This window comes from Desulfonatronum thiodismutans (genome assembly GCF_000717475.1).
Lineage (GTDB): Bacteria > Desulfobacterota > Desulfovibrionia > Desulfovibrionales > Desulfonatronaceae > Desulfonatronum > Desulfonatronum thiodismutans.
This window is the reverse complement of record NZ_JPIK01000004.1, coordinates 91,674-115,231: the sequence shown is the minus strand read 5'-3', so window position 1 is coordinate 115,231 and position 23,558 is coordinate 91,674. Positions and strand designations below refer to the sequence as shown.

Genomic DNA, 23,558 nt, shown 5'->3' with positions numbered 1-23,558 from the left:
CTCAAAATCGATCCACATCATTTCTTCGTTCTCCAGCGTCTCAATCGCTCCAACCATCCTCTCGGACGACGCTCCCAACTCGTTTCAACGCAGGGCAGAAAGACCTCCGCCCCCCATTTCTGCTTGAAGTACCGGATGGCCGGGTTGATGCCCAGGCCCAGGTTCATGCGGATCTGGCCGCGCTTTTGGCCTTCCTGGAGCAGGGCGTGGAGCAGCAGGTCCGCGGTGCCCGGTGGGGCGAGGTCCGGGTTGCGGAAGGCGAACATATAAAAGGCCGTGCTCAGGGAGGTGAAGTCTCCCACGACAAATCCGGCCAAGTGCGAAGAATCATCTGTTTTGTTCAACCAGGCGGAAATCACCAATGCGCCTGGACAGGCTTGCACATAGGCCGGGATGTTTCGGAAAATGTGCCGCGTTCCCGGTTCCAGGTCCCGGTACTCCAGGTAGCGGTCGATCAGCGCCAGGTGTTCCTGGTCCAGAATGCGGCTTTGGTCCAGGGTCACTTCCCGTCCCGCCCGGCGCAACAGGTTGCGGAGTTTTTGCCCAGGCGCGGGAGCGGGAATGGGCAGAGTCAGGTAGGCGTCCTGTGTCTGGCCCGAGGGATGGTCCGAGGGGTTGTTCAAAGGAGTTTCTTCGGGTTCGACGGCGGGCGCTTGTTGGGGGCGGGTGGCGGCGAGTACGGTGATTTTTGGGGCCGTGCTGGATTCCAGGGCCAGATCCACGGATCGGGACAGGGCCTCCTGGTCCAAAAGACTCTGAGGGGGATCGTGCAGAGGGTAGCCGATGAGCACCAGGTCGTCAGGGGTTTCGTAGCCCAGACAGGCGTCGAACAAGCGCGGCGTACTCCCGGCCACGGCCCGGACGTAGCAAACGAGCTGTTCCGGAACCACGGCGTTCGCGGCGACATGATCCAGGCGATCCGGGCCGAGCATTAGATTTTCCGCAGCTTGCGGACCGTGAATCCGGCGTCGGCCAGCATCTTTTGCAGATTGAACATGTGTGCCGAGCCCACGAACACGGCGCAGCGCCCAGTTGTGATTCGGGGCAGCATTCGCTCCAGAAACACGGCGTCGCGGCGGTCAATGACCAGATCCGTGCGGGAGGGAAATTCGGCGCTGGTGCCCATCATGGCGTCCAGGTCACCCTTGAGGTAGGCGCGCATGTTCCGGCGGATGAATCCTTTCCAGAGGCCGCACTGACGAAAGAAACGCACGATGCGCTCCACGGGCACGCTTTCCAGGGTGGCGATCTGCTCGTCGATCGACTCCATGCCTCGGACCTCCTTGCCCATCTCCTGGGCCAGGTGCCAGGCCTCCAGGTCCACGGAGTGGTTCCAGTCGTGGCGGCGTAAAAAGTGTGTCCAGAGGGAGAAAAAAGCGTACCAGTGCCGGTATTTCGTCAGATAATGCCGGACATCGATGGGGTTGGGGTCCTCGGTGCCCAGGAATCTGGCCCAGAAGCCGCGCGGTCCGTTGACCACGCGTTCCAGCTTGCGGAATTCCTCCTCGGTCATGGCGTCCATCAACCTGGGTGAAGCCTGGCCCTGGGTCTGGTCCTGGGTCTGACCCTGGGTCTGGTCCGGGGTCTGGTCCGGGGTCTGGCCGATCCGGGCGACATGGTCCAGGCTGGCCTGATCCAGCGGGCCCTCGAAGATCACGGTGTCCACCTTTTCAAACAGTCGGCGCATGGAACTCTCGAAGCTGCAGCAGAAAAAATGCGCGGTCCCGCCGATCCAGGACGTTCTGCCGTTCTTCTCCAGTTCCCAGATCAGTCTGTAGGGGCGCTGCTGGGGCAGGCTGTTCCAGTACTGCTCCCTGGTCATCTGGACGTGGGGCATGTGGACCATGGTGCGCATCAAATCGCCCAGGTCGTCCCGAAAATCCGGGGCTTCGGTCCATTCGGCCATTTCGTAGGGCGTCGCGGGTGATGCACCCCATTTTTCCTTGAACCGGCGAATGCCCGGGTTCACGCCCAGCCCCAGATGCAGGTATTCCTTGCCCGTTTCCAGGGCGATACGGATCATTTCCCGGAACAGCAGGTCCGAGGCGTAGGGCGTATGGTTTTGGCGCGAATGCGCGCCCAGCAGGTAGCTGAGAAACGGGCGCGGCGCGGTGTCCAGGAGCAGGCAGGCGGCGAGATTGCCCTGGTCGTCCCAGGCATTGAGCAGGAACAGGTCCGGACACTGGGGGAGGGCGCTCTCGGTGCGGGCGTAAAGTTCGCGCACCGCGGGCGGCAGGGCGACCCGTCCGGTGAATTCCGCCCAGAGACGGCGGTGGGCCGCGGTGAAGGTGGTGCTTTGGTCCACGGTCAGCCGGGTCGCGGCTTTGTCGGCCAGGCGGGCCAGGCGGGAAGGAGTCGGGGCGTCAGCGGGCAGGACGTAATAGTGGTCCTGGTTGGTGCGATACAGGCGAAGGCGTTCAGGCAGTTCCGGGCAGATGGCCCAGCAGTTCACGGCCCGGGTTTGGCGGCGGGCCTCTTGCAAGGCTTGGTCAAAGGCTTCGGGAGGATCATCGCCACCATGGATCGCATAGCCCACGGCCAGGAGCCAGTCCTCGGCGTGCAGAAACAGGTAGTCGTTCTGGAGAAAGGGCCGTCCGCCGGACACGGCCTTCATGTAGTGAATGGAATGTTCCGGAACGCGGGCCTGGTTCAGGAGCAGGTCGTACTGGGCGGGACTCAGGTCTTCAGGCATGGGCATGAACGGCCTCCACTGCGGCTTTGAAGGTCGCGAAATTGCCTTCAAGTATGGCCTGAGCCGCGCCATGGGTCAATGCCAGGAAGTAGTGCAGGTTGTGGATGGTGTTCAGACGGTAGGCCAGCAGTTCCCGGGCCATGTACAGATGGCGCAGGTAGGCCCGGGAGAATCGGGTGCAGGTGTAACAGCCGCAGTTGGGGTCCAGGGGGCCGTCGTCTTCCTTGTACTCGGCGCGCTTGATGTTCACCTTGCCCAGGGAGGTGTACAGGGTGCCGTTGCGGGCGTTGCGGGAGGGCAAGACGCAGTCGAACATGTCGATGCCGGCCTCGATCCCGTCAAGGATGTCCATGGGCGTGCCCACGCCCATCAGGTATCTGGGCTTGTCCGGGGGCAGCAGGGGCGCGGTATGGCGCATGATCTCCAGCATCAGGGGTTTTGATTCGCCCACGCTCAGTCCGCCGATGGCAAAGCCGTCAAAGGGCAGGTCGCAAATCTGACGGGCGCTTTCCGTGCGCAGGTCCGGGAAGAAGCCGCCCTGGACGATCCCGAATTGGAGCTGGTTGCCCGAACCTTGGGGATAGGCCTGACGACAACGGGCCGCCCAGCGGGTGGTCAGGCCCAGGGATTTGGCCGTGTAGGCCTTGTCCGCGCCGTAGGGCACGCACTCGTCCAGGACCATCATGATGTCCGAGCCCAGGTTGCGCTGGATGGAGACCACCTTTTCCGGAGAAAAGAAGTGCTTGGAGCCGTCCCGGTGGGAACGAAACTCCACCCCGTCCTCGCTGATTTTGCGCAGGGATTGCAGGCTGAAGACCTGAAACCCGCCGCTGTCCGTGAGGATCGGGCCGTTCCACCCGGAAAAGGCATGCAGCCCGCCGCGCCGGGCCACCAGGTCGTCGCCGGGCAAGAGGTAGAGGTGGTAGGTGTTGCCCAGGATGATCTGGGCTTTGAGGTCCAAAAGGTCGTCGGGGCTCAGGGCCTTGACGCAGCCCACCGTGCCCACGGGCATGAACACCGGAGTGCGGATGGTTCCGTGGGCCGTGGCCAGGGTCGCGGTTCTGGCTTGGCCGTCAGTGGCCAGAATGTGGAAGGTGCCGGGTGTGGTCATGGTGGTGGAAGTATTTGGGATTCAGGATTCAGGAGTCAGGATTCAGAATTTAGGAGTCAGGATTCAGAATTTAGGAGTCAGGATTCAGAATTTAGGAGTCAGGATTCAGGGTAGTCCGTGTTTGGGGCAGAGGTTTGTGAGGATGCAGTTGGGGCAGCGAGGTTTGCGGGCCGGGCAGGTGTCCCGGCCGTGGAGGACCAGGAGATGGTTGATGTCGCCCCATTGTTCGCGGGGAAACAGTTGCATCATATCCCGTTCGATGATCGTCGGATTGGTGGAGGTCGTCAGGCCCAGGCGAAAGGAGAGGCGGCGGACGTGGGTGTCCACCGCGATGCCTTCGTGCCTACCCAGGGCGTTGGACAGCACGATGTTCGCGGTCTTGCGGGCCACTCCGGGCAGGGTGAGCAGGTCGGTCATGGTGTCCGGGACTTCCCCGCTGTATGCTTCGAGGACGCGCTTGGCCGAGGCGATGAGGTTTTTGGCTTTTTGGCGGAAAAAGCCCGTGGAATGGACCACGTCCTCGACCTCGGCCAGCGGCGCGACGCTCAGATCCTCCGGACCCGGCCAGCGGCGGAAGAACTCCGGCGTGACCATGTTCACCCGAGCGTCCGTACACTGAGCCGCCAAGACCGTGGCCACCAGCAACTCCCAAGGATTCTTCCAGTCCAGCATGGTCACGGGGAGCGGGTAGCGGGCGTGGAGGAGGGTGAAGATTTGGGCGGCGCGTAGTTTGAAATTTTTGTTCATTTCATCCTTCTGAACGCTTTTGGGCGACGTTGCCCAGAATGATGAGCAACAGGCCGACGATAGTCGAAGGCAGGATTTCTTCTCCCACGAAAATACGAATAAAAATCAGCGAGAGGAATGGCGAGAAGTAGATAAGATTGCCCACCTGGGCCGTGGTTCGGGAGAGTTTCAGGGCTTTGAGCCAGAAGATGAAGGTGATCCCCATTTCGAACACCCCCACGTAGGCCGCGCCGAGCAGGCCGGGGAGGTTGATGGCAAGGGGATCGGAGAACAGGAACGTCACCGGGAGGATGTAGGCGAATCCAAAGGCGAAGTTCAGGAACAGCCTGAGTACCGGGTCCATGGCATCCCGGGTGTTGAAGATCCAGTACAGGGCCCAGATCACGGTGCTGCCCAGGGCCAGCCCCGCGCCCAGCGGGTCGGCGAAGGACAGGCCGAACAGGTCGCCACGGGTGCAGATGGTCAGCACGCCCAGGTAACTCACGCCCATGGCCAAAAAGTCCCGGCCCGTGATCCGCTGGCCCAGCAAGGGGATGGAGAGCAGGGCCAGGGTGATGGCCCAGGTGTAGTTCAGGGGCTGGGCCTCCTGGGCCGGGAGAAGGTCGTAAGCCTTGAACAGAACCAGGTAGTAGAGAAACGGGTTGAGCAGCCCCAATATGGCCGAGCGGGCCAGATCCGTGCCGGACAGGCCGCGTAGGGAGCGCAGTCTGCCTTGGGCGGTCAGAACCGCCAGCAGGGTCAGCGCGGAAATCAGGGTGGAAATGCACAGCAACTGGATCGGATCCACGTGGCGCAGGGAAATCTTGAAGGCCGAAGCCACGGTGGACCAGAGCAGGACCGTGGCCAAGCCGTAGGCGTATGCCGTGCGTTGTCGGGTATCCATGAGGGGGAAAGGTTAGGATCGGCCTTGCTCGCGCCTGGATTCGGCGGTTTTGCGGCTTGCGCATTCGGTTCTGCCGGGATGTTGCTTTCAGGCTCGGACGCGAAGAGGTGCCGTATTGTTTAGCGGGATTTGGCCGGATGCACAATGCCTCAGTATTTCTGGTGGTTGGCTGAGACCAAATTGCCCTGCTACCGTGTGGGTCATGCTTGCGATTGTCGCTGGCATGCAATAAGAAAGTTGAGTCAACTTGTCGAATATACACCGACATGCACGTTCTTTTCATTGTAATCCAATTCGTGCGACCACATTGTTTTCGGGCCCCTCCTTTTTCACCCCCTTTGTTCAACGGCGGCGAAGCTTCATGCCGGAAACCAGCAGCCAGCTCAAATCGTATATTCCTTCGCGCACCGCCATTGCCTACGCCTTGGCAGGCGGAATTTGGATCATTTTTTCCGATCAGCTGCTGGCCTTGATGGTCGAGGATCCGGCCACGCTGATCCGGTTGCAAACTTATAAGGGGTGGTTTTTCGTCCTGGTCACGGCGATCCTGCTCTATTTCGCTCTCAGAAGACAGGTTCTGCTCCTGGAGCAGAAGGGCCGGCAGTTGATTCATCACGAGCGCCAATTCCGTCGCTTGGTGGACAACGCCTCTTTACCCATTTTTATTCAGACCAACGGCACATTCGCTTATCTCAACAAGCAGGCTTTGAACCTCTATGGGGCGGTTTCACCGGAAAGCCTTTTAGGGCGCTCGGTCCTGGAGCGGGTCCATCCTCGACATCACAAAGAGGTCCTGGCGCGGATACGCCTGCTCAACGAGGAAAAAGAATCCGTGCCTTCTCTTGAACAAACCCATCGCAGACTGGATGGGGGTGAGTTTTTCGTGAATGTCAGCGCTGCTCCCTTTCAGTTTCAGGGAAGTGACGGGGCCGTTGTTTTTGTTCAGGACATCACGGAAAGGAAAGGATTCGAGGAGGAACTGCGGAAGCTGAACCAACAACTGGAGCAGCGGGTCAAGGAGCGGACCGCCCGGCTGGAGGAGGTCAATCAGGAGCTGGAGGCCTTCAGCTATTCCGTGTCCCACGACCTGCGCGCTCCGTTGCGCGGCATCGACGGATTCAGCCAGGCCCTGCTGGAGGATTATCACGACAAATTGGACGGCCAGGGGCGGGACTACCTGGATCGGGTGCGCAAGGCCAGCCAGCGCATGGGGCTGCTTATCGACGATTTGCTCAAGCTGTCCCGGGTGTCGCGGGCCGCGCTTAGCGTGACGAACGTGAACCTCAGTCAAATGGCCGAAGGCGTTCTGACCGGCTTGGCGGAGTCCGAGCCGGAGCGGGACGTGGAAACCGTCGTGGAACAGGATTTGACCATCACCGCAGATCCGACCTTGATCCAGATCGTCCTGGAGAACCTTTTGGACAATGCCTGGAAGTTCACCCGATACGTCCCTCGTCCCAGGATCGAATTCGGACGGCGAATGGAGAACCATGAGCAGGTCATATTTCTCAAGGACAACGGCGCGGGGTTCGACATGACCTACGCCGGAAAATTGTTTACGGCATTCCAACGCCTGCACTCTTTGGAGCGATTTCCAGGGACGGGAATCGGTCTGGCCACCACGGGCCGGATCATCAGGCGACATGGCGGAAAAATCTGGGCCGAGGCCGAACCGGACAACGGGGCGACATTTTTCTTCAGCCTTCCGGATGTCCCGACCGCTGAGGATCAAATTACCTAACGGAGGACGGATGTCTCGCAAAATTATTCTTCTGGTGGAGGACAACCCCGACGATGTCCTGCTTACCCGGAGAGCGCTGCAAAAAAACAATATCTTGAACGAATTGGTGGTCGCGGAGGATGGGGTTGAGGCCTTGGACTATCTCTTCGGGCAAGGAGCGTATGCCGGGAGGGACGTGCGCGTTCAGCCGCAGGTGGTCCTTTTGGACATCAAACTCCCGCGACTGGACGGCATCGAGGTGCTGCGCCGGATTCGCGCCGACGAGTCGACGAAGTTGCTGCCCGTGGTCATGCTGACCTCTTCCAGCGAGGAGCGGGACCGGTTGGAGACGTACAGTCTCGGGGCCAACAGCTACATCCGTAAGCCAGTCGATTTTCACCAATTTATTGATGCGGTCCGTCAGCTTGGTCTGTATTGGCTGGTGTTGAATGAATCTCCCCCGATTCCAAAGGGAGGTTGAGGACATGTCCGCATTGCGCGTGCTGATAGTGGAAGACTCTGAAGACGACGTGCTGCTGGTTGTCCGGGCCTTGAAAAAGGCCGGGTTGGAATTGGTCTACAAGCGGGTGGAAACCAGGGCGGCCATGCAGGACGCTTTGGAGATGGAATCCTGGGACCTGATCGTGTCCGACCACGTCATGCCCGAGTTTGATTCGTTTCAGGCCCTCGACGTCCTGAAGCGCAGCGGCCTGGACATTCCCTTCATTCTGGTTTCCGGGAGCATCGGCGAGGAGATGGCCGTGGAAAGCATGAAGGCCGGGGTGCATGATTTTGTCATGAAGGACAAGCTTGCCAGGCTCGTGCCGGCGGTCATGCGGGAGCTCAAGGAGGCGGCGAATCGTCGAGACAAGCACGCCGCGCACGAAGCCTTGGTAACAGCCAAAAAGGCGGCCGAGGCCGCCAACGAGGCCAAAAGCACGTTTCTGGCCAACATGAGCCATGAGATCCGCACGCCGCTCAACGGAATCATGGGCCTGTTGCAACTTTTACAAACCTCGTCGCTGGAGCCGGATCAAAAACGTTTCGTGGGGCTGGCTTTATCCTCTGCGGACCGACTGACATCGCTGCTTTCGGACATTTTGGACATTTGCAGCATCGACTCGGGTCGGATGGAGGTTCGGGAAGACCGGATCAATCTCCGGGACGTGACGGATTCCGCCATGGACCTGTTCTCGCTGACGGCCGAAGAAAAGAACATTCGTCTGGAAGGCCGGTATGACCCGTCTATTCCGGCTACTCTGCTGGGTGACGCGGTCCGGGTGCGCCAAATTCTCTTCAACCTGATCGGCAACGCCGCGAAGTTTACGGACAAGGGCCGGGTTCGCGTGGACGTCGTACCGGTGGGGATGAGCCAGGGCAATCGACTGCGCGTACTGATCTCAGTGTCCGACACCGGAGTCGGCATGCCGGAGGACCGCCTCGACGACTTGTTCAAACCGTTCGTGCAGCTGGATTCCTCCATCACCCGCAAATACCAGGGCGCGGGGCTGGGGCTGACCATTGTCAAGCGGCTGGTGGAATTGATGGGCGGGAATATCAACGTGGAGAGCGTTCCGGGGGAAGGCTCCACCTTTCATGTGCTTCTGCCGTTCACCGTGCCCAAGGACGGTTCCGGGGATCTGGATCGTCCCGGAACATGGCCCAGCGAGAAGAAGGAGGGGGTGAGCATCCTTTATGCCGAGGACGATCCGGCGAATCAAATCACTGTGCGCTTGCTGCTGGAGCGTGTCGGACATCACGTCGTGGTGGCCGAGGATGGCCAAATAGCCTTGGATCTGTTGGCGAAAAACGATTTTGACTGCGTCCTGATGGACGTGCAAATGCCGCGAATGGACGGAATCCAGGCCACGAAAGCCATCCGGAACTGGGATAGTTTACGGCGCGTAAAGGATATTCCGATCATCGCGCTTTCCGCCAAGGCCATGCCCGGAGACAGGGAAAGCTTTCTGAGCGCGGGGATGAACGACTACCTGGCAAAACCGGTGCGGATTGAAGATCTGGAAGAGATGGTCAGACGACATTGTTCGTCTGGAGCGAATTCCTGATCGGTCAAAGCCGAAGCCGTGTCGGCGGTTTCGCGAATCCTGGTGCCGAAAGACGTAGACATCACTGTCTAATAATTGATACAGTGAGGCATTTCATTGCCCTGAATACGCGCGTGGTGTTGTCCTAGTGCCGTAAAAGCTCTGTATTGTGTCGTTTTTTCTGGAAAGTTCATCCGGAGTTGTAACCATGGGTATTGATCGCGACCGTCAGGCCCGGTCTTCGGGTATAACCGCCTCTCTGCGCTCCATGATTTCACATATTGAGGAACTGCCGGTGTTGCCCACCGTGGCGGTGCGGGCGCTGACCCTCTCGATGCGAGACGACGTCGATTTGACTCAACTTGCGCGGGTAATGGAAGCAGACCCCGTGCTTACGGCAAAAATCCTGCGCTTGGTAAACAACGCCCAAGCCGGTTTGCCGACACGTGTCGGAACGGTCAAACAGGCCGTCGCCCTGGCCGGATTGAACCAAGTCCGGTGTGCCCTGCTGGGCGTTTTGGTCAAGGATTACCTGCCTGAGACTGAGCCGAAAATCGCCGACATGTCCAAATTGTTGTGGACCCACAGTCTGGTTACAGCCGTGCTGGCCGATCTCATAGCGGCAAAAACATTTCCGGAGCTTCGGGAAACGGCTTTTGTCGGCGGTCTGCTGCATGATATCGGCAAATTGGTCATAATGGACATTTTTCCGGATATCGCACTGCAGATCGACGAGTTGCGCAAGGAAAGATGCTTGAGCACCATGGAGGCGGAATTCAAAATACTGGATACCGATCACTGCACGGTGGGCAAGATACTCGCGCAACACTGGAAGTTGCCTGAAGAGCTGGTGGATTGCATTTGGCTGCACCATCACAGGCTTGGCTCCATGGATCGGTCTTCCTTGAATTGGGAAGTGACGGCCATTGTCTCGCTGGCCAACCATCTGGCCAAGGAAATGCTTTGCGACGTGCCTGAACGGAGCAATGAGGACAGCCTCATCGAGGCATTGCTGACGGCGTTGAACCTGGAGCAGGCCGAAGTGGCCGCTCTTCGGGGAGAGGCTAGGCGGGAATATGAACTAAAAGCCGCTTTTTTTGATCTGGAGAGTGATCTCAGCATTGTCTTTCACCAAATTATCCAGAAGGCCAACAGAAGCCTGGCCGAGTTGGGCATCGAACTGGACGTGAAAAACACCAGACTTTCCAAGATGAACGCTCTGCTGGGCCTGGCCAACAAAATCGGGCTCGACCTCGGCAATGTTCACAACAAAACCGATCTTTTTCAGGCACTCGCCCAGGCTTTTAACGGCTTTTCCGCCGTTCCCGTGGGCATCTTCTACACCATTGATCACGAAACGCGTGAGCTTGAGGGGGTCGTATGGATCGATGGCGGAAGAAAACGAAGGCTGCTCTGCTTCACCGATCGCAATGGCACCCCCATCTGGGAACAAACTGACCAGAATCTTCCCCCGGATCTTTGCAGGATACTGGCTAACGCCAAACAACGCCTCCATTACGATCGAACCATCGCCCAAAGCTTTTCCTCTCCTTTTTTGATCTTCAGCTTTGGCATGGAAAATTGTTATTTCGCGGAACTGTGTATTTCTTTGGCCCAGGAGTATCGCCCTCATCCACAGGACAATTTTACCGGCTTCTCCCAGATCGCCCAGCTCCTTCGCTCTTCCCTGGAAAACGTACTGCTGTTCGAGAGTCTTCAGTGCAAAAAGGAGGATCTCGCCCAGGCCCTCTGGCGAACTGAACAGATCAATCATCAATTGATCCAGACGGAACGCCTGGCCGCTGTTGGCCAGCTGGCAGCCGGCGCGGCCCATGAAATCAACAACCCTCTGGCGATCATTTCCGCTCGTGCTCAACTCCTTGAACTTAAAGAGCAAGATGAAAAAAGGAAACAGGAATTGGCGTTGATTTCCGTGCAAATTGAAAGAATCAGCAAAATATTGACGAACCTGATGGATTTTGCCCGCCCCGCTCCGCCAAACCTTCAGAAAATCAATATTCATCTCGTCCTGGACCGTGTGCTCGAACTGGTCGCGACCAATTTTCGCAAGTATAAGATCACCTTGGTAAAACAGTACGATGATCGGATCGTGCCGATCAAGGCCGACCCCAATCAACTTGAACAGGTTTTCCTGAACCTGATTATCAATGCCCAACATGCCATGGAGGAAAAGGGAGGGCAGCTGACCGTGGTCACGGAATTTTTGGCCAACCAGCAGGCCGTCTTGATACGAATTCAGGACCAGGGAGTCGGGATTGCCAGAGAAAATTTGAAAAAGATCTTTGATCCCTTCTTCTCAACCAAGGCCGAGGGCAAGGGGACCGGCCTTGGTCTTTCCACATCCTTGGGGATCATCAACAACCATTTCGGCAAGATCGATATCGACAGCACTCCGGGAAAAGGGACTACTTTCAGCGTTGAACTCCCCGTGGACATTTCCGCGCTGCGCCCGATGCAATCCGAAGCATGCACCTCTTCCGCCACATCGCTGGGGCTTCGTCCCAGGATATTGGTCGTGGACGATGAAGAACATATCCGGGATGTGCTCAAGGAAACCCTGGAAAACGAGGGTTTTGAAGTGATGACCGCGAACAACGGCAATATGGGGCGGGACATGCTGGAGGCAGAGCGATTCGATCTCTTGCTCCTGGACATCAAGATGCCTTATCGAGATGGGTTATCCCTTTTGCGGGAGCTTCGCGCCTCGCCAACGAATGCGGGACTGCAGGTGCTCGTTATTACCGGTACGGCGTCGCCTGATGAAATGGGAGAAATTGCCAACCACAGCTGCAAATGTCTGCGCAAGCCGTTTCATATCAAGAAACTTCTCGCCGAAGTGCATTTTTGTCTTCGTAAGACCGATGGCTGAATCCGGTACCAGAATCATCGCTATAGCCAGCGGTAAAGGCGGGGCCGGGAAAACGTCCGTCGCCTTGGGGCTAGCTTGGCAACTGGCCGAAATCGGTAAAAAAGTCTGCCTTGTAGACGTGGACATGGGGCTGTCCAACGTGGATGTGCTCCTCGGGCTGTCTCCTCGCCATACACTGGATGAACTGCTTTTTACGGATCTGCCGCCGGAAGCGGCGCTGAACAATGTCCGCCCCGGGCTGGACGTTATTTCCGGCGGCTCCGGCACGGCGGCCTTGGCGGATCTGAGCCGAGTTCAGCGTGACAGATTCTTAAAGAAAATTAGGATGTTGAATGAATATGATATCCTCCTGCTGGACAATTCTCCCGGAATTCATCGTCAGGTCATTTCTTTCTGCTTAGCCGCGCGGGAGCAAATTGTCCTGATCAACCCCGAGCCGTCCTCGCTCATGGACGGCTATGCCCTCCTGAAAGTGCTTCGACGGAATGGACTGCACCGTCCACCGTATCTCTTCGTGAACCGGGTTCGGCCCGGATTCAATGCAAAATTGCTGTTGGAGCGATTCGGGGCCGTCTGTAAGAAGCATCTGCAGCTTCCCGTGCTCGCCCTGGGGGCAATCCCCGAGGATGCTCTGTTCAGGGATGCGGCGGCACAGCAGATGTTGCCAAAGGCTTTGTCTCCGGAAGCGCCAGCCTGCAGGGCACTGAAGAAGGCGGCCTGGCTCCTGGCTCGCCGAACAAGTTTAAAAATTCTGTACACCGAAGCGGAGAACTTTTGGGACACGTCACTGGTCAACATGCTGCGGGATTCAACTCACGAGAGGTTCAGGCCTGAACCGACGCCCGACGTATCACCTCAAGTCCAAACGCAGGAATCAAGAGCAGACTCTCTTGCCGAACTTGTCGCGAGCCTGGAGCAAAATGTCCTTAAACTTCAAGATTTTATTAAAAAAGAGCCAGCCGCGACTCCTGACGTCAAGAAACGCATTTTTGCCGTCGGCGAGACACTCCTGGAGTTGGCTGAAGGGCTGCCATTGCCAAACCAGTCGGCGCCACCGGAGATGGTCGTGGGGATTGTTTGTCCGGATGAAGCTTTGCAGGGAACCTTGAAGGATATCGTCCTGGGCCAGGGGTTCCGTCCAGTTGTCATCAACGGTTACCCGAGTTCATCGGTCAAACCGGGGATTTTGCTGTGCTCCATCGACAAGGAGGATGATGTGGTTATGGACGTCATCCAGCACCTTGCGGGCACCCCCTGCATCTGGCTGTCCCAGTATTCATTGAAGCTGCCACCATGGGCTTCGCGACTGAATCTGGTGGATGTACTCCGGAAGCCGTTTACACTCCAGGAAATCCACGAAGCACTGCAAAAGGCTTGTTTTGAGGAAAAACACTCAACGCGGACATCTGGCAAGTTCTTTGAGAAACGAACAATTGCCGCAACGCCGCAAAAAGTTCAAACTCTCACGTATCACTAAATACGTTGAAACTGCTACTCAGCGCATCCAAGAGAAACGGTCAGGAGACCCGCTCCCCGCTGCACGAGGACAGGCTTCGGGGGTATGACTTACTCGGGGACGGCATTGAAAAAACACGTCATTCCCGGGAAGGCGGGAATCCAGTGCCGGAGTGAGGCTCTACCAAGGATGTACTGAGCGTTATGCCTTCTCAAACAAAAGGCCGCCCATTGGGCGGCCTTTTGTTTGTCCGTGGAGAGGAAAGGAGTCTATTTCTTCCAGCTTTCGAACTGCTCCGGGTTTTCGCGCAGAAAACGCTTGGCGTTTTCCAGGCGGTCGGAGCCGGACTCCTGGTTCCAGGCCATGACCATCTGCAACTGGTTGGGGCTTTCCCAAGCGAAGTTGTTCAGGAAATTGTAGACTTCCGGCTTGTCTGCCTTGAGGCCCTGGCGGACGATGGTGTGGATGCTCTCTTCACCGCCCAGGATGCCCTTAGGGTCTTCCAGGTACTTAAGGTCCCACGTGCCGAACATCCAGTGGGGAGACCAAGCCGTGACGGCCACCCATTCATCGCGATCCACGGCGTTGCTCAAGGCTCCGGTCATTGTGGCGTCGCTGCCCTCAATCAATTCAAACTTGGTCAACCCGTACTCCCGGACCGCGTCCTCGGAGAGACGCATCAGGCCGGCACCAGGATCGATGCCGATGATCCGGCCGTTGAACTTGTCCGCGTGGTCGTTCATTTCAGCGATGGAGTCGATGGTCACATAGGAGGGTACGGCCCAACCCAGTTTGGCGCCGCCGACAATGGGGCCCAGGTCTTCCACGGTGTCCTTGACCCGCTCGTAGTAATCGGCGTGGGTCACGGGCAACCAGGCGGTGACCATCCCGTCCACGTTCCCGGTACCCACGGCCTGCCACATGGCCGCCGCGGCAACGGGCAGAATCTCCACGTCATAGCCCATTTCCTCCAGGGCCGCCTGGACCACATGGGTGCTGGCCGCGGCGCAGTCCCATTCCACGTAGGCGATGCGCACGGACTTGTCCCGGGCGGACGCCGTGCCGGCGGTTACAAACAAAATTACCATCAGTGCCAGCAGGATGCGAAACAGTTTTCCACTCATCATAAAACCTCCTTGGTTTCAGATTAGGTTTGGGGTTAATTTTTCTTGGTGCCGAAGTGCTGCAGGACGCGGTCCAGGATGATGGCCACGATCACGATGCCCAGACCGGCTTCGAAACCGCTGCCCATCTGCAGGCGCTGGATGGCCCGCCAGACCTCGCCGCCCAGGCCCCGTGCGCCGATCATGGCCGCGATGACCACCATGGACAGGCCGAGCATCACGGTTTGGTTTACACCCGCCATGATGGTCGGCGTGGCCAGGGGCAGTTGCAGCTTGAACAGTTTTTGCCATTTATTTGACCCAAAGGCGTCGGCGCATTCCACCAGTTCGCGAGGAACCTGCTTGATGCCCAGGCAGGTTAGGCGAATGGCCGGGGGCATGGAAAAGATCACCGTGGCAAAGATGGCGGCCACCTTGCCCAGGCCGAAAAAAGGGATTGCCGGGATCAGGTAGACGAAGGCCGGCATGGTCTGCATCACGTCCAGGACCGGCTGCACGACCCGGTTCACGCCGCCGTGCAGGGCCGCCAGGATGCCGATGGGAATGCCGATGCTCAGGGCGGTCAGGGTGGCGATGAGCACCAGGGTGATGGTGCTCACCGTGGGCACCCACAGGCCCATGTTCCAGATCAGGGTCAGACCCAGCAGCGTAAAGATTCCGATGCCCCGTTTTTTGGTCAGCCAGAAAGTCAGTCCGGCCGCGGCCAGGATAAACACCCAGGGCGGCAGGAACAGCAGGCCGTTTTCAATGGCCCGGATCACGATCTCCATGACCCGGGTGAAGGCAATGGTCAGAAAGGAAAAGTTGGTGACCAAAAAGTCGATGATCGCCTCGATGGTCGCCCCAATAGGTATTTTAGGCATCGTTGTTCCTCCCGCGTTCGGCCAGGGCCGCCAGCAACGACCCGCGAATGATCACGCCCATCAGTCTGCCGTCAGCGCTGACGACCGGCAGCGGATGGGGCAGGTTGGCCATGATCGGAATCAGGTCCGCGGCCGGGGTGTCCGGAGGCACGCTGACGAAGTCGGTTTGCATGATGTGGTGCAATTCGGTCTCGCCGCGCTTGGAGGCTTCGGAGGCCTCGTCCGCGGTGACGTAGCCGATGACCTTGTGTTTTTCATCGTGGACGAAAATCTGGGACAGCCCCTGTTTCTGCATGAAGCGCAGCGCGGATTTGGGCCCGTGGGCCGCGAGAAAAACCACGGCCTTGGGCTTGATCACCACGGACTCCGCGGTGAGCACCTTGGTGATGTCCACGTTTTCCACGAAGCGGGAGACGTACTCGTTGGCCGGGTTGGTCAGGATCTGTTCCGCGGTGCCGATCTGGACGATGGCGCCGTCCTTCATCAGCACGATCCGGTCTCCGAGCTTCAGGGCCTCGTCCAGGTCGTGGCTGATGAACAGGATGGTTTTCTGCATCTTGCTTTGCAGATTGATCAATTCGTCCTGCATGTCTCCGCGGATCAGGGGGTCCAGGGCGCTGAAGGCTTCGTCCATGAGCAGGATGTCCGGATCCAGGGCCAGGGCCCGGGCCAGTCCGACGCGTTGTTGCATGCCGCCGGAAAGATTGACCGGGTAGTAGTCTTCCCAGCCCTTCAGGCCAACCTGCTCCAGGGCGATCATGGCCTTATCGCGCCGTTTGGCCGGGTCCATGCCCTGGATTTCCAGGCCGTACTCAGCGTTTTGACAAACCGTGCGATGGGGAAACAGGGCGAAATTCTGAAAGACCATGCCCAGCTTGGTCAACCGGACCTGGCGCAACTCGTTCATGGACAGGGTGGTGATGTCCTGATCGTCGATCAGGATCTTGCCGGCGGTGGGCTCGATCAGGCGATTGATGCACCGGACCAGGGTCGACTTGCCGCTGCCGGAAAGTCCCATGACCACGACGATCTCTCCGGCGGCAACGGTAAAGCTGGCATCCGCCACGCCCACCCCGCACCCGGTCTTTTCCAGAATCTTGTCTTTCCCGACCCCGGACTGAAGCAGCTTCAAGGCTTCCTTGGAGTTGGAGCCGAAAATCTTCGTCAGGTGCTCGACGCGAATTTTCGGTTCCCGGGTGGTTTCTGACATGAAAGCGTCCTCTGTTGATGGATGATGAAAATAGCCGTCTGGCTTGAGATATCTCATTAAATTATATCAATCACGGTGGTTCGTCAACATAAAATTTCACTTTTTCGAGGGACTGGAAATCCGAAGTCCACCGAAGAGACAAGAAACGTAAATGATAACCACCATGTGCTAGGATATTTATCGATATATTTTGAAGTTAATGAAAGAAGTCGTTTGGCGATTTTTGAAATGTGAAGCAAACGGTATTGTCTCAATGTCTCTTCTATTGCGATCATGATTTTATTATGTGTTTACCATAGCACTTTTTGCTATTAGTGGATTGATAATGCGTCATTGCCGGTTGTTTTGTCAGATATTGTGGTGATGCGCTTTGTTTTTTGGAAGTTTTTATTCTGTTTTGTGGAGAATTGCCGCGAGCTTGGTCGCTCACATCAAGAAGGGTTCGTCAGGAGTCACGCTGAACTGACGACACGAAATCGTCACATTCGTAGGGTATGCTTTTATTTTCAGATTTTGGGGATGTTTTTTGGGTGGGGGCCAGCGGGTCTTTGGGAATTTTTCTTCCCGAAAAGTGCGGGACTCAAATTTTCGACTGGAAACCTTGGATTGACGGCTGACGGCATCAAGGGAATACTCTTCACGGGTTTTGATCCGCATTCGAGGACAACACGGAACATGTCATTAAAGTGGTGCACGCCATCGAATCGTCTGAAAAATGTAACTTGATCGTCATGCAACTCAGCTCTTTCAAGGGCACTCTGCATCTGCCTCGCACCTCCATTCGAAAAGGTCCGTCGCGTTCAGCGTCCTGAGCGCGACGGGCCTTTTCTTTTTTTGAGTTCTTGGCGCGTACGGTGCTTTTAGAAGGGTAAACAGGAGGTTCCATGGAACGCGAAGACAAAATGAAAATGACCTGCTCGCCGGAGCAATTGGCGGAAATTCTGCGCAGCATGGCCGATGCCATGGAGCGGGAGCGATTGAGTCTGGACACCGTGGAACTCGCCTGGAACTCGGTGGAGAAGATATCGCTGACCATTCGCAACGCCGCGGGCATGGCGGACGTCAAGGTTCGGATTACCTCCGGCGAACGTACGTTCGATCTCCCCGAAGACCTGGAAGATGACGAAGGTGTTGGTGATGACGTTCTGGTTGATCAGCCCCGCGATTGGGAACGGGATCAGGACCAGATCGGGGAGGCGCTTGAGGCGCAAGTATCGGACATGCCCCAAAAGCCCGGCAAACCTCGCGGAAGCTATGGTTCGTTGAAGAAACGGATGAAAAAGTCGTTCAAGAACATTATGTACTCCCTGCATGAAAATATTTGGCCGTCTCAGGTGGATATCGACGAATTTTTGCGCGACTCCGCGGACATGGTTCGGTATCCGGGCAAGGGCGACGAGTTCTATCCCGCCTACACCGAGGCCGTGGCGGCATTCGCCGACGCGGTTCAGCGCAAGGATCTGGAGGCCGCGTACCAGGCGACGCACGTGCTGAACACGCTCAAGACCCAATGCCACAAGAAGTACGATTGACCGGAAAGCACGAGCAAAGGGAGGACGCGATGTTGTCCGCGAAAAACAGAAAAATGGAAATCGTCAAACGCGACGACTCCAAAGTGGTGGTGAAGAACTTGGAGTATCCGCCGCGATTGACCGAGACGGACGTGGCGTGCTTCCGAGCGATCACGTCCCAGGAACTGACCCCGGAGCAGGTGCGGCGCATCGTTACCCCGCTGGAGGTGCTGCCCCGTCAGGACGAGGTGCTGGCCATCCACTGGCACCCTGAATACGTCCCCATGGACTTGATCCAAAAGCGGATTGAGGCCACCTTTCCCAGCAAGGCTTGCGAATTGATCATTCCCACCCAGCACAATGTGCTCATGGAGTACGGGGATTATTCCGGCGTGGAGGTGGACTGCTATTCCCACGGCTTTCAGCGCAAGGTCCAGCTGTTGCTGCATTTCCGGACCAGCAGGCTGGAATCCGCGGACGTGTTCAAGTCCATGCTGGACCACACCTTCCGGTACCGGTCCAGCCAGTTGTTCGCCTTTCTGGACATGGTCACCAACGCCAAGTTCGAGGATTACCTCCAATTGGCAGCCGAGGAAACCGGGGTGGACGAGGACGTGGTCCGATTTTCCCGGATTCAGGCGAAGAAGCTGCAACTGCTGCTGGACGAACATGAGCAGAGCATTCCCCGTGACATGATCAAGAACAAGCTGGTCCGGGAATTCCTCACCGTGCAGGCGGATGTTTTTCCCGAGTCGCTGGTCCACCGGGCCCAGGTGTTCCTGAAGACCGTCAAGCGCATGGTCAAGGAAAATTTCAGCCCGACCTATTTTTACCGGACCTCTGAGTTCATCGAGGAAGCCAGGGCCTTGGGCGGCGGCGTGGTGGTTCCGCACCCGGAGCAGTTCTGGCCGATTCTATTGGCGGATTACGACGTGGACGGCTACGAGGTCTGGAATCCTCAGTCCCAGGAGTACACCGAGTTCCTGGTCAACGTGATCAACCGGCAGAACAAAAGCCGGGGCGTGGACGACCGTTCCCTGCTGGTGTTCATGGGCGACGACACGCACATGACCGAAAAGCTCAAGGACCCCGCCCAGGCCGAAGCCGAAAAGTACTATCGGGACATCGGCGTTCAGCCGGCCTGGGACGACCTGTCCATCCGCAAAAGTCTGATCGTCGGCAATGCCAGCCGGGCGCGAAGCATTGAGGAGTATCGAGCGCGGCTGGATGGGTGAAGGGAAGGGAAGAAGGCTGAAGGCTACAACATTAAACAGTGAGAAGTGATATGGCGGATGAAAAGTTTCGACACGAATCCTTGCAGGACAAGGAGTCCATCGGCAAGTATCTCAACGCGCTCAGCGAAGGCTTCCTGAACGGCAAACTGCAGTTTTCCTGGAAGGACAAGCGCCTGGTCCTGGAGCCGCAAAGCCTGATCAAGTTCGACGTGGAGACCAAGAAAAAGGACGGCGAAGTGAAGATGGTTCTGCGTTTTCGCTGGGAGCAGGCCACGGAGAGCAGCATGTTCGTGGACGGTCCGCTGGTCATTGAAGGCAAGGAAAAAGGCTAGACCCCATGCATGCTTTCGAGGGACTGGAACAGAAAATCCAGTTCATGGTCCTGGAAGTGGCCAAACAGGTGGACGAGACCCTGAAGGTGTTGGTCGCGCCGGAAGCCGCGAATATAGAGAAGGTCGCCTCCCGGGACGACTATATCGACAACTTCAAGAGCGTGATCGAAAACACCTGTTTTTCACGGCTGCATAGCCAGACCCATCTGGACAAGGCCGGGATCGACTTTGTCCGCGCCGTGAACATCATCAGCAACAATCTTGAGCGGATCAGCGATTTTTCCGTGAATATCGTCCGTCAGGTCCAGTATCTTTCCGATCCACGCTTTCTGGATCGCTACGAATACCGACCGTTTTTTCGCCAGATTCTCAGCGCCCTGGACATCGTGGTCCGCTCCCTGTTTCACCGGGATCTCTCCCTGGCCCTGCGCATCTGCCGGACGGAATTCATTCTGGACAAGCTCTACAAGCACAATTTCGACAAGATCATCGCCCAGTTGCAATCCGGCAGGGAAGCCCACAACCTGATCACCACCTTGTTCATCTTCCGGTATCTGGAGCGGATGGGGGACTCCTTGCTGAATATCGGCGAAGCGGTGATTTTTTCCGTGGTCGGCGAGAAGCTGAAGATTAATCAGTTCCAGGCCCTGCGAGAATCCTTGGATAATCTGGGCTTCGACCTACCGATGCGGGAGGTTGAATTCGAGTCCATCTGGGGAACCCGTTCCGGCTGCCGGATCGGCAAGGTTACCAGCGACGGCCAGGGCGATTCCACCGGGGTAATCTTCAAGGAAGGCAAGTTCAAAAAGATCGCCCAGGAAAGGGAAAATATCCAACTCTGGGAAGCGATTCTGCCCGGCCTGACGCCCAAGGTGTTCGGGTTTCAGGAAAGCCGGGACAACGCTTCGATTCTGTTGGAGTTTTTGACGGGATGCACGTTTCAGGAAATCGTCTTCAACGACGATAAGGAGACGTTCGAGGATGCGTTTTTTCTGGTGCAGGAAACCGCGACCATGATCTGGCAGAAAACGCTCCAGCCCGGCAAGACTCCCTGCACGTTCATTGAACAGTTGTTTTCCCGTATTGAGGATGTTTTCACGGCGCACCCGGACTTCAACTCGCCCCAGGTGGGGTTCTGCGGACTGAAGGTCCCTTCGGTCATGGAACTGCTGGAGCAGTTGCGCGAGGTGGAACGAGAGGTGTCCACACCGTTCACGGTGTTCATTCATGGGGACTACAACAGCAACAACATCATCTATACTCAGAAAGAGCAGCGCATTCACTACATCGACGTCCATCGCTCCAAGGACGGGGATTACCTCCAGGACGTGTCCGTGTTTCTGGTGTCCAACTTCCGGATTCCGATTTTCGACAAGGTCGTCCGGTGCAAGCTGAACCAGGTCGGCCTGCACTTTCTGCATTTTGCCCGACATTTCGCTCGGGAGCACCAGGATGCGACCTTTGAAATCCGCCTCGCTCTGGGTTTGATCCGCTCCTTCATCACCTCGACCCGGTTCGAATTGAACGAGGAGTTCGCTACGAGCATGTTCGTCAGGGGAATTTATCTCGCCGAACTGATCCTGGCCCATCGCGGCAAATCCTGGGAGACGTTCAAGGTGCCGGATCACATCCTGCGGTATCGGTATTATTGACCCGGGCCGGTGGTTCCGAACCCGAAACTCAATCAGAAGCAAAAGGAAACACGCATGCAACGGATAGCGGTCATCGGCAATCCCGGAAGTTGGTCCACGGAGAAGCTGGCCGACGCTTTTGAGGCCAGGACGGGTTTTCGCCGCGTCGTGGACATGGCCGGGGTGCATATGGACCTGGACAGCGGACGGATGTGGTTCAACGGTGAAGATTTGTCGACCTACGACGCCCTGACCGTAAAGAAGATCGGCCCGGCCTATTCGCCGGACATGCAGGACCGGTTGAGCCTTTTGGACCTGTTGGCCCGAAACGGAACGCCGATCTTCTCCAACCCGACCGCGATCCTCTCGGCCCTCAATCGCCTTAGCTGCACCGTGATTTTGCGGGCCGGGAACATGCCCATGCCCCCGACCACCATCACCGAGGACGTGGAAGCCGCGGTGGAGGCCGTGGAAACGTACGGGAGGGCCGTGTTCAAGCCGCTGTATACCTCCAAGGCCCGGGGCATGGAGGTGATCCAGGCCGATCCTTCGTGTCGCGAGCGGATCATCCGCTTTCAGGCCCAGGGCAATCCCGTGATGTACATCCAGAAAATGCTGGACACCCCGGGCAAGGATCTGGGCATCGTGTTTCTGGGGGGAGAGTATTTCGGGACCTATGCCCGACAGAGCTCCGGGGCCTGGAATACGTCCACGTCCAGCGGAGGCAAGTACGCGAGCTATGAGCCAAGCAAGGAGATCATCGATCTGGCCTGGAAGGCCCAGAACCTGTTCGGGCTGGACTTCACCTGCGTGGACGTGATGGAATCCAAGAACGGACCGATGATCTTCGAGGTCTCGGCCTTCGGCGGGTTTCGCGGCCTCCTGGAAGCCCGCGAATTGGACGCTTCCGGGCATTTCGCGGACCACGTCTTGAAGCGGGTGCGGTCATGAGCCGGATGTCCGCGGATCATGTCCGCACCAGGCTGCTGGAACAGGTCGCGGGAAGCGGGGCCGGAAAAGACGCTTTTGCGTCATTGCGTTTGCGCTTCGGGGAGTGCGTGCTCATTGTGCGGACGAACAATTCCGCGCTGGTCACGAACCTTACGCGCTACTACACGGATTTTGTGGACCGGGGCGAGGACTTCGGAACCGGCGATGCTCCGGACATGACCGTGACCGCCCTGGAGACGGATGTTTGGAATCCAGATCTGCCGTGGATCGTCAAGCAGCCTGATCCGGGCAAGACCAAGATCAAGGAAGAGTATCTGGATCTGGCGGTTGAGGAAGGCGAGGGGCGGCTCGTTCGCAAACGGTTGACCGGGATGCTCTTCTACTTTGACCGGGAAACGCATCTGGCCGTCGGCCCCTGTCTGGCCAACGACAACCAGGTGATTAATTTCATCAATAGCCGGTTCATCCAATGGATGCTGGACCGCAACAGCCTGCTCTGCCATGCGGCCGGAGTTTCCCTGAACGGCAATGGTCTGGCCCTGGCCGGTTTTTCCGGAATGGGCAAGTCCACCCTGGCCCTGCACATGATGCGCCGGGGCCTGGACTTCGTGAGCAATGACCGCCTGTTGATCCAGGACCCCGGGCCAGAGCCGTTTCCGCATGGTCCGACCATGCACGGCGTGGCCAAGCTGCCCCGTGTCAATCCGGGAACGATCATGGGCAATCCCTCCCTGGACGGTCTTTTGGACGCCTCCCAGAAGGAGGCGTACTCCCGGATGGAGCCGGAAGAGCTGTGGAACCTGGAGCAAAAGCACGACGTCTACCTGGATGAGTGCTTCGGCCAGGGAAAATTTCTCGACTCCGCCCGGATGGTCGGCCTCGTGATCCTGAACTGGAAGCCCAAGTATCCCCGGACCTCCCTGGAGTTGGTGGACCTGGTCCAACGCCCGGAACTGCTGGACACGGTGATCAAATCCCCAGGCCTGTTCTTCCTTCCCCGGCCCGACGTCGCGTACCGCTTCCAGCCAGAAAGTTACCTGGATATTTTCAAAAAATGCGCGGTGTTCGAGGCCCAGGGCGGCGTAGACTTCGACCATGTGGCCGATGCCTGCGTCCATTATCTGGGGCAGCGGGGAGATGAATGAGGCCGGGGGGAG

Annotated in this window: 19 protein-coding genes; 11 read left to right on the top strand and 8 right to left on the bottom strand. The window is 57.7% G+C overall.

Going from position 1 to position 23,558, the window contains the following annotated elements; all coding sequences use genetic code 11:
- Positions 1-17: 17 nt before the first annotated feature.
- From GY33_RS0101085 to GY33_RS0101065, 5 genes are all read right to left on the bottom strand, one after another.
- Entirely contained in the window at positions 18-932 is a 915-nt protein-coding gene (locus GY33_RS0101085; RefSeq protein ID WP_051822161.1) for a hypothetical protein, read from the bottom strand.
- Positions 932-2,698, bottom strand: coding sequence for a TraB/GumN family protein (locus GY33_RS0101080; protein WP_235185427.1), 1,767 nt, complete (start codon positions 2,696-2,698; stop codon positions 932-934). Before GY33_RS0101080 ends, GY33_RS0101085 begins: the two co-directional genes overlap by 1 nt.
- Positions 2,685-3,803 carry a tRNA guanosine(34) transglycosylase Tgt gene (gene tgt, locus GY33_RS0101075; RefSeq protein WP_031385562.1) on the bottom strand — a complete coding sequence of 373 codons (1,119 nt, stop codon included), beginning with the start codon at positions 3,801-3,803 and terminating at the stop codon, positions 2,685-2,687. The genes GY33_RS0101080 and tgt overlap by 14 nt, the downstream gene beginning before the upstream one ends.
- A gap of 105 nt (positions 3,804-3,908) precedes the next feature.
- Positions 3,909-4,550: an endonuclease III gene (gene nth, locus GY33_RS0101070; RefSeq protein WP_031385561.1), complete on the bottom strand. Its 642-nt coding sequence runs from the start codon at positions 4,548-4,550 to the stop codon at positions 3,909-3,911.
- A 1-nt stretch (position 4,551) separates the two neighbouring features.
- A complete protein-coding gene (locus GY33_RS0101065; protein ID WP_031385560.1) occupies positions 4,552-5,433 on the bottom strand; it encodes a DMT family transporter in 882 nt (293 codons plus the stop codon).
- 361 nt (positions 5,434-5,794) lie between these two features.
- Here GY33_RS0101065 and GY33_RS0101060 point away from each other — a divergent pair, with 361 nt between their 5' ends.
- From GY33_RS0101060 to GY33_RS19490, 5 genes are all read left to right on the top strand, one after another.
- Entirely contained in the window at positions 5,795-7,174 is a 1,380-nt protein-coding gene (locus GY33_RS0101060) for a sensor histidine kinase (protein ID WP_035270963.1), read from the top strand.
- Positions 7,175-7,184: 10 nt separating this feature from the next.
- Positions 7,185-7,634 carry a response regulator gene (locus tag GY33_RS0101055; RefSeq protein ID WP_031385558.1) on the top strand — a complete coding sequence of 150 codons (450 nt, stop codon included), beginning with the start codon at positions 7,185-7,187 and terminating at the stop codon, positions 7,632-7,634.
- A 4-nt stretch (positions 7,635-7,638) separates the two neighbouring features.
- Positions 7,639-9,219, top strand: coding sequence for a response regulator (locus tag GY33_RS0101050; RefSeq protein WP_051822160.1), 1,581 nt, complete (start codon positions 7,639-7,641; stop codon positions 9,217-9,219).
- A gap of 187 nt (positions 9,220-9,406) precedes the next feature.
- The gene (locus GY33_RS0101045) at positions 9,407-12,088 is read left to right on the top strand and encodes an HDOD domain-containing protein (RefSeq protein ID WP_031385556.1); all 2,682 of its coding nucleotides are present in this window, start codon (positions 9,407-9,409) and stop codon (positions 12,086-12,088) included.
- Positions 12,081-13,565: a nucleotide-binding protein gene (locus GY33_RS19490; RefSeq protein ID WP_051822159.1), complete on the top strand. Its 1,485-nt coding sequence runs from the start codon at positions 12,081-12,083 to the stop codon at positions 13,563-13,565. The genes GY33_RS0101045 and GY33_RS19490 overlap by 8 nt, the downstream gene beginning before the upstream one ends.
- A 248-nt stretch (positions 13,566-13,813) precedes the next feature.
- Here the strand turns inward: GY33_RS19490 and GY33_RS0101035 are convergent, their stop codons facing one another.
- Genes GY33_RS0101035 through GY33_RS0101025 form a run of 3 tightly spaced genes read right to left on the bottom strand, consistent with a single transcriptional unit; the run spans position 13,814 to position 16,741 of the window.
- Positions 13,814-14,671: a glycine betaine ABC transporter substrate-binding protein gene (locus GY33_RS0101035; RefSeq protein ID WP_051822158.1), complete on the bottom strand. Its 858-nt coding sequence runs from the start codon at positions 14,669-14,671 to the stop codon at positions 13,814-13,816.
- Positions 14,672-14,703: 32 nt separating this feature from the next.
- On the bottom strand, positions 14,704-15,531 hold the full coding sequence (locus GY33_RS0101030; protein ID WP_031385553.1) for an ABC transporter permease: 828 nt from the start codon (positions 15,529-15,531) through the stop codon (positions 14,704-14,706).
- A complete protein-coding gene (locus GY33_RS0101025) occupies positions 15,524-16,741 on the bottom strand; it encodes a quaternary amine ABC transporter ATP-binding protein (RefSeq protein WP_031385552.1) in 1,218 nt (405 codons plus the stop codon). The genes GY33_RS0101030 and GY33_RS0101025 overlap by 8 nt, the downstream gene beginning before the upstream one ends.
- An 884-nt stretch (positions 16,742-17,625) precedes the next feature.
- On the opposite strand from GY33_RS0101025, the gene GY33_RS19485 reads away from it, so the two are divergent.
- The 6 genes from GY33_RS19485 to GY33_RS0100995 are packed head-to-tail and all read left to right on the top strand — an operon-like array spanning position 17,626 to position 23,546.
- Positions 17,626-18,273 carry a GAK system XXXCH domain-containing protein gene (locus GY33_RS19485; RefSeq protein ID WP_051822157.1) on the top strand — a complete coding sequence of 216 codons (648 nt, stop codon included), beginning with the start codon at positions 17,626-17,628 and terminating at the stop codon, positions 18,271-18,273.
- Between the two features lie 29 nt (positions 18,274-18,302).
- Positions 18,303-19,487, top strand: coding sequence for a hypothetical protein (locus GY33_RS0101015; protein WP_235185426.1), 1,185 nt, complete (start codon positions 18,303-18,305; stop codon positions 19,485-19,487).
- Between the two features lie 50 nt (positions 19,488-19,537).
- Positions 19,538-19,819 (top strand): amphi-Trp domain-containing protein, encoded by a 282-nt coding sequence (locus tag GY33_RS0101010; protein ID WP_031385549.1) that lies wholly within the window; start codon positions 19,538-19,540, stop codon positions 19,817-19,819.
- A gap of 5 nt (positions 19,820-19,824) precedes the next feature.
- The gene (locus tag GY33_RS0101005; RefSeq protein ID WP_031385548.1) at positions 19,825-21,471 is read left to right on the top strand and encodes a phosphate signaling complex PhoU family protein; all 1,647 of its coding nucleotides are present in this window, start codon (positions 19,825-19,827) and stop codon (positions 21,469-21,471) included.
- Between the two features lie 54 nt (positions 21,472-21,525).
- Complete coding sequence (locus GY33_RS0101000; protein ID WP_031385547.1) at positions 21,526-22,401, top strand: GAK system ATP-grasp enzyme; 876 nt, start codon at positions 21,526-21,528, stop codon at positions 22,399-22,401.
- On the top strand, positions 22,398-23,546 hold the full coding sequence (locus GY33_RS0100995) for an HprK-related kinase B (RefSeq protein WP_035270960.1): 1,149 nt from the start codon (positions 22,398-22,400) through the stop codon (positions 23,544-23,546). The genes GY33_RS0101000 and GY33_RS0100995 overlap by 4 nt, the downstream gene beginning before the upstream one ends.
- Positions 23,547-23,558: the final 12 nt, after the last annotated feature.

What these genes read in the sequence shown, in the direction of transcription:
- GY33_RS0101000 (WP_031385547.1), top strand. Translation starts at nt 21,526, where the DNA reads ATGCAACGGATAGCGGTCATCGGCAATCCCGGAAGTTGGTCCACGGAG.
- GY33_RS0101060 (WP_035270963.1), top strand. Translation starts at nt 5,795, where the DNA reads ATGCCGGAAACCAGCAGCCAGCTCAAATCGTATATTCCTTCGCGCACC.
- GY33_RS0101010 (WP_031385549.1), top strand. Translation starts at nt 19,538, where the DNA reads ATGGCGGATGAAAAGTTTCGACACGAATCCTTGCAGGACAAGGAGTCC.
- GY33_RS0101005 (WP_031385548.1), top strand. Translation starts at nt 19,825, where the DNA reads ATGCATGCTTTCGAGGGACTGGAACAGAAAATCCAGTTCATGGTCCTG.
- GY33_RS0101015 (WP_235185426.1), top strand. Translation starts at nt 18,303, where the DNA reads ATGTTGTCCGCGAAAAACAGAAAAATGGAAATCGTCAAACGCGACGAC.
- tgt (WP_031385562.1), bottom strand. Translation starts at nt 3,803, where the DNA reads ATGACCACACCCGGCACCTTCCACATTCTGGCCACTGACGGCCAAGCC.
- GY33_RS0101035 (WP_051822158.1), bottom strand. Translation starts at nt 14,671, where the DNA reads ATGATGAGTGGAAAACTGTTTCGCATCCTGCTGGCACTGATGGTAATT.
- GY33_RS0101050 (WP_051822160.1), top strand. Translation starts at nt 7,639, where the DNA reads ATGTCCGCATTGCGCGTGCTGATAGTGGAAGACTCTGAAGACGACGTG.
- GY33_RS0101055 (WP_031385558.1), top strand. Translation starts at nt 7,185, where the DNA reads ATGTCTCGCAAAATTATTCTTCTGGTGGAGGACAACCCCGACGATGTC.
- GY33_RS0101085 (WP_051822161.1), bottom strand. Translation starts at nt 932, where the DNA reads ATGCTCGGCCCGGATCGCCTGGATCATGTCGCCGCGAACGCCGTGGTT.
- GY33_RS0101080 (WP_235185427.1), bottom strand. Translation starts at nt 2,698, where the DNA reads ATGCCCATGCCTGAAGACCTGAGTCCCGCCCAGTACGACCTGCTCCTG.
- GY33_RS0101030 (WP_031385553.1), bottom strand. Translation starts at nt 15,531, where the DNA reads ATGCCTAAAATACCTATTGGGGCGACCATCGAGGCGATCATCGACTTT.
- GY33_RS0100995 (WP_035270960.1), top strand. Translation starts at nt 22,398, where the DNA reads ATGAGCCGGATGTCCGCGGATCATGTCCGCACCAGGCTGCTGGAACAG.
- GY33_RS0101065 (WP_031385560.1), bottom strand. Translation starts at nt 5,433, where the DNA reads ATGGATACCCGACAACGCACGGCATACGCCTACGGCTTGGCCACGGTC.
- GY33_RS0101045 (WP_031385556.1), top strand. Translation starts at nt 9,407, where the DNA reads ATGGGTATTGATCGCGACCGTCAGGCCCGGTCTTCGGGTATAACCGCC.
- GY33_RS0101025 (WP_031385552.1), bottom strand. Translation starts at nt 16,741, where the DNA reads ATGTCAGAAACCACCCGGGAACCGAAAATTCGCGTCGAGCACCTGACG.
- GY33_RS19485 (WP_051822157.1), top strand. Translation starts at nt 17,626, where the DNA reads ATGGAACGCGAAGACAAAATGAAAATGACCTGCTCGCCGGAGCAATTG.
- nth (WP_031385561.1), bottom strand. Translation starts at nt 4,550, where the DNA reads ATGAACAAAAATTTCAAACTACGCGCCGCCCAAATCTTCACCCTCCTC.
- GY33_RS19490 (WP_051822159.1), top strand. Translation starts at nt 12,081, where the DNA reads ATGGCTGAATCCGGTACCAGAATCATCGCTATAGCCAGCGGTAAAGGC.